7 protein-coding genes are annotated in these 7,928 nt (G+C 36.4%); 5 read left to right on the top strand and 2 right to left on the bottom strand.

Going from position 1 to position 7,928, the window contains the following annotated elements:
* Positions 1 to 324: 324 nt before the first annotated feature.
* Both PLK24_RS05830 and PLK24_RS05835 read left to right on the top strand, forming a co-directional pair.
* A complete protein-coding gene (locus PLK24_RS05830) occupies positions 325 to 2,691 on the top strand; it encodes a DNA internalization-related competence protein ComEC/Rec2 (RefSeq protein WP_324477195.1) in 2,367 nt (788 codons plus the stop codon).
* Positions 2,654 to 3,649, top strand: a complete 996-nt coding sequence (locus PLK24_RS05835; RefSeq protein ID WP_324477197.1) for a DNA polymerase III subunit delta — start codon at positions 2,654 to 2,656, stop codon at positions 3,647 to 3,649. The genes PLK24_RS05830 and PLK24_RS05835 overlap by 38 nt, the downstream gene beginning before the upstream one ends.
* Here PLK24_RS05835 and rpsT read toward each other — a convergent pair.
* Positions 3,588 to 3,872: a 30S ribosomal protein S20 gene (rpsT, locus tag PLK24_RS05840; protein ID WP_324477199.1), complete on the bottom strand. Its 285-nt coding sequence runs from the start codon at positions 3,870 to 3,872 to the stop codon at positions 3,588 to 3,590. The two genes, PLK24_RS05835 and rpsT, sit on opposite strands and share 62 nt — an antisense overlap.
* A gap of 132 nt (positions 3,873 to 4,004) precedes the next feature.
* Positions 4,005 to 4,139 (bottom strand): hypothetical protein, encoded by a 135-nt coding sequence (locus tag PLK24_RS05845; protein WP_324477201.1) that lies wholly within the window; start codon positions 4,137 to 4,139, stop codon positions 4,005 to 4,007.
* Between the two features lie 212 nt (positions 4,140 to 4,351).
* Here PLK24_RS05845 and PLK24_RS05850 point away from each other — a divergent pair, with 212 nt between their 5' ends.
* From PLK24_RS05850 to PLK24_RS05860, 3 genes are all read left to right on the top strand, one after another.
* The gene (locus tag PLK24_RS05850; RefSeq protein WP_324477209.1) at positions 4,352 to 5,518 is read left to right on the top strand and encodes an MFS transporter; all 1,167 of its coding nucleotides are present in this window, start codon (positions 4,352 to 4,354) and stop codon (positions 5,516 to 5,518) included.
* 102 nt (positions 5,519 to 5,620) lie between these two features.
* The gene (locus PLK24_RS05855) at positions 5,621 to 6,874 is read left to right on the top strand and encodes an alanine racemase (RefSeq protein ID WP_324477204.1); all 1,254 of its coding nucleotides are present in this window, start codon (positions 5,621 to 5,623) and stop codon (positions 6,872 to 6,874) included.
* 130 nt (positions 6,875 to 7,004) lie between these two features.
* Entirely contained in the window at positions 7,005 to 7,826 is an 822-nt protein-coding gene (locus PLK24_RS05860; RefSeq protein WP_324477207.1) for a sugar phosphate isomerase/epimerase family protein, read from the top strand.
* The last annotated feature ends 102 nt before the right edge of the window (positions 7,827 to 7,928 follow it).

The raw sequence follows: 7,928 nt of genomic DNA on the forward strand, positions 1-7,928 counted from the left end.
TTATGCGACGTGGCAATCTCATCCTTTTAAAGTATTTATGAAGAAAGAAACTAAGGGTTTAGAGCCTCACGGCTTCAAAACACGGAACCTCAGGATGACGGAATTTTTTATTTGTTCATGATTTTTTCAGGATAGATGATTATAGAAAAAAAGGCATTATTCTGGCTGCTTTTTTGCATCCTTCAAAAAAAGAAACAACCTCGAATAAAAAAATAGGTTTAAGGTATTTTCAAAACCACTGGATATGTGTATTATAACTTTATATTATAATGATAATATTTATTAACAATTATGCAATAATAATTAATAGAGTCATTTAAAACCATGGAATTTATTCAAGACCAAGACTTCAATCCAAAAAAAAATCTTCTGGTTTCTTCCGAGGATAGGAATAGAATTCCTTCTTTTGTATCCTTTCAATTTTTCCGTTATCCGGCTTTTCTGATTAGTGTCTGGATTATCATTGGTTTTTTTATTCAAGAATATATTAATTTATCCCTATTAATGATTATAGTTTTAATCGGTTTGGGCTTTTTTGGACAAATCCTGCTTCACAAGTATTCTCGCTGGTTTTGTTTGGCGAGTTGTCTTTTTTGGTTGATGATTGCTGGTTTTATACATTATCTCGCCTACCAGATTCCAATAGATGCTTTTCGATTGGTCCAGGGTACAAAGGTTACTTATCAGGGAACCATCCAACGTATTAATGAAAAATATTATTTGAGTAAAATTGAATCTTTTTCGGGATATCGGCCGGTTCTCTTATTAAAAAATCCAGCACAAGAGCTTGATCAATTTTTATTTCAGAGGGTAGAGGTAACCGGACTATTTCGACCTTATCTGGCTTGTTCCAATCCTGGAGGAATCAATTTTCAAACTTATTGGAGACAAAAAAGAATTTTTGGCGAAATCCAAGTATATAAATGCCACCCGATCGACAACAATACCTTTTGGAATAATTTCTTATCGAGTTTTGAACGAACGAGAAATGCCTTATCTAATCGATGGAGAATGAAACTTGGTGAAGAATATCCCTATTTTGCTGCCATGCTTTGGGGAGAAAAAAATGACCTTTTCCAGGATAGTACAGCACTTTTGCAGGAAACTGGCATCTATCATACTTTTTGCATATCTGGTCTCCATCTCACTATCCTGGGAGGAATTCTTCTCTTTATTTTACAGAAAATCCATCTCCCAAAGTCTTTAGCCGTGAGCTTGAGTATTTTTTTCTGCCTCCTCTATCTTTTTTTCTGCAGCATTGCACCATCTGCCTTTCGAGCTTTTCTTATGTTCGCCCTTTTTCTCATCGCCAAGCAAATAGGTCGTAACACCCTCTCGATTCATTTCATTTCTATTGCCTTTATGGTGATGTTTTTCCTTCAACCGGAAATTATCTTCCAACCTGGATGTCAACTCTCATTTATATCAACTCTGGCAATTATCCTTTATAGTTCCCAAATCCAAAACTCCTCTCAATATACCAAACTGTTTCAATGGATAGCCAACGGCATTTTACTCTCAACGGTTGTTACTATCTTTACGCTTCCTCTTCTTATCCTTAACCGGCTTTCTTTTTCCAGTCTCATCTGGACCAGCAATCTTATTTTAATTCCCATTGCTCAACTTTCAATACTCGTTAATTTTATTTCTATTCTTGGTTCATGGATTCCACACTTGACTAACGTCTTTTCCCATCTCATACGTCTTTTGATTCGAATCCTGATTATACTATCGGAGTGGAGCCAAAATAATATTCCTCATCTCTTCTGGAAATTTGAAGCCAAAAATCAACAGATTTTCGGTTGGGTGTTCTGGATATTATTATTATTCCTAATTGATTTGCTGATGGTGAAAAAATCAAAAGCTATCCTACTGAAAAGCATGATTTTGTTCTCACTGGTTTTGGTCATTTTTGGCTTCTCAGCACAACCTCAGTTCCAGGTTTGGGTTTTGGATGTTGGACAAGGTTTAGCAATGATAAGCCTATCTGACAATCAAGCAATTTGTATTGATACCGGAGGAGTCATCAGAAACTACGGGAATACTGGATACACCATATTGCTCCCTTTCCTAAAAAATTATGGTATACATCAACTTCAGTCAGTTTATCTCACTCATTATCATCAGGACCATACCGCAGGAATCCAAAGTTTAGTAGAAGCATATGACATCTCCGGGATCTATGGACGTTTCGAAAGCGAACTGGAGGGCGGGATAAAAACTACCTCAATTGAATATCCCACTGTTTCTAAGCATCACCATCCCTATCAAATAGAAATAATTCCGATTTCCGGGTTTCAAGAAAATGATCAAGCATTAGTATATAGACTTTCTATCCAGAATTTTTCTTGCTTAGTTTGTGGCGATATAGAAGAGGAGGGGATTCACCAACTTCTTAAGGCTGGAGAAAATATAATTCGATCGGAGGTTATAATTATTCCTCACCATGGTTCCTATACAACCAACTTAGCGCAACTTATCCAACAAGTTCGGCCATCTCTTGCTATAATATCTACAGGTGAAAACCGTTATGGTCATCCTGATCAACGTACCCTAAAGCTTTTGAACGAATTAGGGATACCATATTACCGGACTGATTACCATGGTGCGGTTGGTTTTCACATCCAAAGAAAGAATTGGAAGGTTATTGTTCATGGAAAAAACGACTTTTCAAAAATGGATAACGAGTGACATTCCCAATAACCAGTATTTTTTTCTTATTTCTCTCAATATCAGTCGTCATTTTTGGGAGCAGTACTATTTTCCACAGATAAAAACCAAATTTAAAACCAATATCGTCTATCGAGTAGAAAATGAAAAAACCTGGAAGGAAATGGAAGCGGAAAGAATGCTTCCTAAGTTGTTCCCAGAAAAGGAAATAATTCTTCTTGATGGGATTTCAGAAAAAGGTGCTTTAGAAATTGCACAAAAAAAATCTATTCCTGACAATTTAATATTTCTTTTTTTAAACGAAGGTGAACTAACCAAACCATGGACGAACGTCACAATCATTCATGTCGGGTTTGGTGAAAAGGAATTTTACCAGTGGATTGGAAAAACCGCCGGAGAGAAGTTTTCTGGCCTCCCTGCAGCAGTGATCAAAAGCCTATATAAATATTGGAGGGAATACAATCTCAGAGAGGAAGATATCATGGGTTTTATTCGTCAAACCGAACTCTTACCGAAACGAACGCCATTGGATGTAGAGCTCTTCTTTGAAAAAAGTGAAAAGACTCTTTTATTTCGATTTTTAGATGCCCTTAGTGACCGTGATACTCAACTTGCTACCAAATATTTTTGTTCTCTTCAAAAAATTAATTATCCTTCTAGTCTCCTCGTATCGATGATTGCCCGCCGCTTTCGTTTGATGGCACAAGTTCTAATAACTGGAGTAGAAAACCAGGATTTGTGGAAAAAGAACCGAGTGAGTCCTTTTGAAATTCGAAAAATTAAAACCTATAGTAAAAAATTTAGCCCATCCGAAATAACGAACTTATTTTATGCTCTTCGTCATATGGACAGGCTACTCAAAACCACCAATAGCGATTTTTCCATTCTGATGTTGGATTTTATCGATCAAATTTCGGTTAGGACTCCGACACTTCATCCTCAGTTGAAACAATCAGTTTCTTCCCTAAACGGGATTTGATCCGGGAAGATTTGTTTTTATGAAAAACATTTTTGGTTGCAGCCATATCCAGTTGCTTTTGAACAACCGGTAAGTATTCTCGGGCTTCCTCAATTTTCCCAGCTTCAATCAATTGTAAATATTTTTTAACTGTAGTTTTGGTTGAACTTCTCACACTGAGATTTTGAATTCTTCTCTTTTGACTTTGTCTTAAGTTTTTAATAGCTGATTTTATATTTGGCATATCTTCACCTCATACCCTATACAATTGAATTCTAAGTGACGAAGGAAATTCTATCATTAACTTATAAGGATTTCAATCATTCAATTTTTTCCCTTGTCAATTTCTTGAAAACTCTTTAAGCTTATATAGAATCTAAAAAGAGTAGACCCTCATGCTGCTTTGCAGTATGAGTTGAGGATGAAAAGAGTTATCTAAATCCGTCATTGCGAGAAGTCCAACCGATTTTTGTTTGGTCGACGTGAGAATCTCATCCAACCACTCCGTCATTCTGAGGAACGTATTGTGTGACGTGAGAATCTCATCCTTTAAAGTATTTATGAAGAAAGAACCTAAAAGATGAGATCCTCACGCCCTCGAAAAGCGAGGGCTCAGGATGACGGCATTTTTAAGCGTTAGTGTATTTTCAGGATAGACAACCATTATGCCAAATGAAGGCAATAAACTTTATTATCAATAGCCATGAAAGGGGATGAAATCCGATTAAAAACTTCACCACTCTCAGTCATGCCAGCCATGCTGTAAACGATATTTATTGGTTTGTTATTCCTTCGGTTCTTCCCGTTATTCTTGACGAATTTAAACTTGGTTATGGATGGGCAGGTGGAATCTTAACTGCTTTTCTTTTAACCATTGCCGTTTTTTCTCTCATTTTTGGACATTTTTCCGATCGCTTTTCCCGCTGGTCAATTATTAGCTTGGGTTTTTTGTTAGCCTCGGTCGGTTTCTTTTTGTCAGGGTTTAGCCATACTGAAGGTACCCTAATTGCAACTTTATTATTAGCCGCTGTTGGCGTGAGTACCTATCATCCTTCCATGTATGCAGCCGTTGATGAAAACGCCCGGGAAAAAAGAGGTAAAATTTATGGGTTTTTTGAATTTTGGGGAGTGGTGGGAATTTTAGGAGTATTCTTTATTTTCGGTTCACTTCTCCAAATGGTAGACTGGCGAGGAATTTTCTTCCTCACGGCTATTCCTGGAGTTTGGTTGGCTTTTCTCTTCATCCGAAAGCCAATAATTCCCAAACCGGACAATTCAAGGTCATCAGATATGACCCAAAACACGAAAACAGCTCCTGGTTTTTCTCTTAAAATTATTGCTCTTTTTTTTATCGGCCTATCGCTTCGGATCCTCAGTATCACCGCTATTGTTAATTTTGCCCCTACCTATTTAGTACGAGAATTCAATCTTCCCGTTGATATCGCTAATTATGGAACTGGACTAATATTCCTCGGAGGTATGATTTTTGCTCTTACCTTTGGCATCTTGTCCGACCGCTATAACCAACTGACCATATTACTTTTTTTATCGGGAATGATTGCACCAATAATTTTCTTCTTGGCCATCTCTCACCAGCTTTTTCTGGTATATATCCTTCTTTTTCTGTTGGGGGGCTTTTGGTTAGGTTTTTCACCCGTTCAAAACATTTATGTTTCAACGCTCACCAGCTCAATGGGTAAGGGAATGGGATTTGGTTTCTTGATGGGACTTATGACCCTTACCAATGCTTTTGGCCCAGGATTATTTGGAATACTGGCTGACTTTACCAATCTACGAATGGCAATTCTTTGGTACACATTACCAGCCATATTAGGATGGCTTCTTTTACTTATCATGGCCCAATCTATGAAAAATAATAATGCTATATGAATTTTTAGGAAAAGGGACAAACAAAAGAATAAGCTAAAAAATTAGATTATAAAATACATTTATTGAAGTGTTTTATTATTGAATAAAATAGGGAGGAATTCAATGTTTTTAAATACTTTAAAAAAAAGAAATCCAGAATTAATAGAAATTGCTGTGGACTTCCATCAAAATAGAATATTACCACCCAACACCTGGATTATTGATTTGGATACGATCGCTTCTAATGCACAAATATTAGCGGAAAAAGCAAGAGAATACCACCTCACCACCTATGTTATGTCAAAACAATTTTGTCGAAATCCGCTAGTAAATTTAGTAGCTATTAAAAACGGACTCTACAAGGTAGTGGCAGTGGATATTCAAGGAGCGAAGATCCTGCATCGTTATGGTGTGCCGATTGGACATATTGGACATCTCAATCAAATACCACGTTGCGATCTAGAATTTGCCTTGAATCTGAATCCTGATGTTATCACCGTTTTTAGTCTGGAATTTGCGGAAGAAATATCTCAAATTGCCCAAAAAATGGGGAGAATTCAAAGTCTTTTACTGAGGGTAGTTGGACCAAGAGATCAGTTTTTTATTGGTCAGGAGGGGGGTATCCCAGAAGAACAGTTAGAAAACACCGTGAAAAAAATTAATGCTTTACCGAATGTTAAAATTAGTGGGGTGACTTCATTTCCCTGTATTCGTTATAATCCAACTAGTCAGATCCCAGTTGAAATTACCGAGAATTTTCGAACAATAATCAAGGCTGCTGATAAATTGAGAAAGATGGGTATAGATATAACCCAGGTTAATGCTCCTGGAAATACCTCCAGTGAAACCTTTCCACTCTTATCCAGTTTTGGAGCTACTCACGTCGAACCTGGCCATGGATTGTTAGGAACCACTCCAAATCATGCATTTAAAGATGGACTTCCAGAAAAACCCAGTTATCTTTATTTAACTGAAGTAAGTCATTTCGTAGGACATAATGCCTATGTATTTGGTGGTGGTTTTTGGTCAGACATTAAAAATGATAATCAAATGTCTCATGCCTTAATTGGAAATTCTCCCCAGAATATTTTCTTAAAAGAATTTGAATCAATTCCTATGCAACAAATCATTGATTATCATGGAGTATTAAAAAATGCTGCCGGGGAAATCAAACGGGGCGATACGGTTATATTTGGATTCCGTACTCAAATGCAAATGACCCACTCTCAAATTGCCATCGTTAGTGGTATATCCAAAAGAAATCCAAAACTAGAAGCTTTATTTGATCATGCCGGAACAATGATTACCTTGAACCAAGATGTGATAACAACTCCAAAAGCTCTTAAGATTATTGATGAGGTAGTCAATCAATATTGAGAGAATCGGATGTTTTTTTATTCAATAATGATCCAAGTTTTTATGAATCTTTAAAAACTCATTCATTATCATATAGAATTATATTTAAAACAAATTTAAAATTAACTTAAATTTTAAGGAGGAAAAAAAAATGAAATTTGGGCATGCAACAAATTCACTTGGGGTTGTTGGTCATCCAGTCGGGGTAACCAGCATAAAAGATCTTTTATATCTCGCAAATGGGAAAACTGAGGACTCCATTCGTGAGATTGCTGAGGTTCACTATGATGGGGTTGAATTATTTGATGGTAATTTAATCGAGTTTCCTGGAGGAAAAAAAAGTTTAAAAAAATTACTTAAGAGTCTCGATATTGATCTTATAGCTGTTTATTCAGGAGCAAATTTTATTTTTCAAGAAATACTTGGGGAAGAACTATGGAAAATTGAAAAAGTTGCTGAAACAGCAGCTGAATTGATGGCTCAACATCTTGTTATTGGAGGAGGGGCTAAGCGAGTTGGAGGAACAATAGAGAGTGATTATAAACAACTTGGGGAAGGTTTGGACAAAGTAATTGATATAGCAAAAAAGTATGGTCTAATAGCAAGTTTTCATCCTCATCTTGGAACTTGCGTTGAAACCCCAGAACAGGTCGATAAAGCGATGAGCAATACTCAAATTAACTTATGTCCCGATACCGCCCATTTGGCTGCTGGTGGATCAGATAATTCAAAACTTATTCATAAGTATCAAGAAAGAATTAAATATGTGCACCTAAAGGACTATACCAAAGATCCATTTGGTTTTGTTCCTCTTGGTACAGGTCAGCTTGATCTTGTTTCAATTGCTACAGCTTTAAAAGAAATCAATTATAATGGCTGGATCACAGTTGAAACCGATGGCTATCCTGGGAATACAAAACTATCGGCAGAAGTAAGTAAGAAGTACTTACAAACTTTATTCCCAACTGCATAAACCAAATAGAGATAAGGAAAATAGTTCTTTTCTAAGGGGTTATAGTAATAAATCATGTCTAAAATTACCTTAATTGGGTTGGGAAAAGCTGGAATATATAAA

Source organism: Atribacter sp., from assembly GCF_035418125.1.
Lineage (GTDB): Bacteria > Atribacterota > Atribacteria > Atribacterales > Atribacteraceae > Atribacter > Atribacter allofermentans.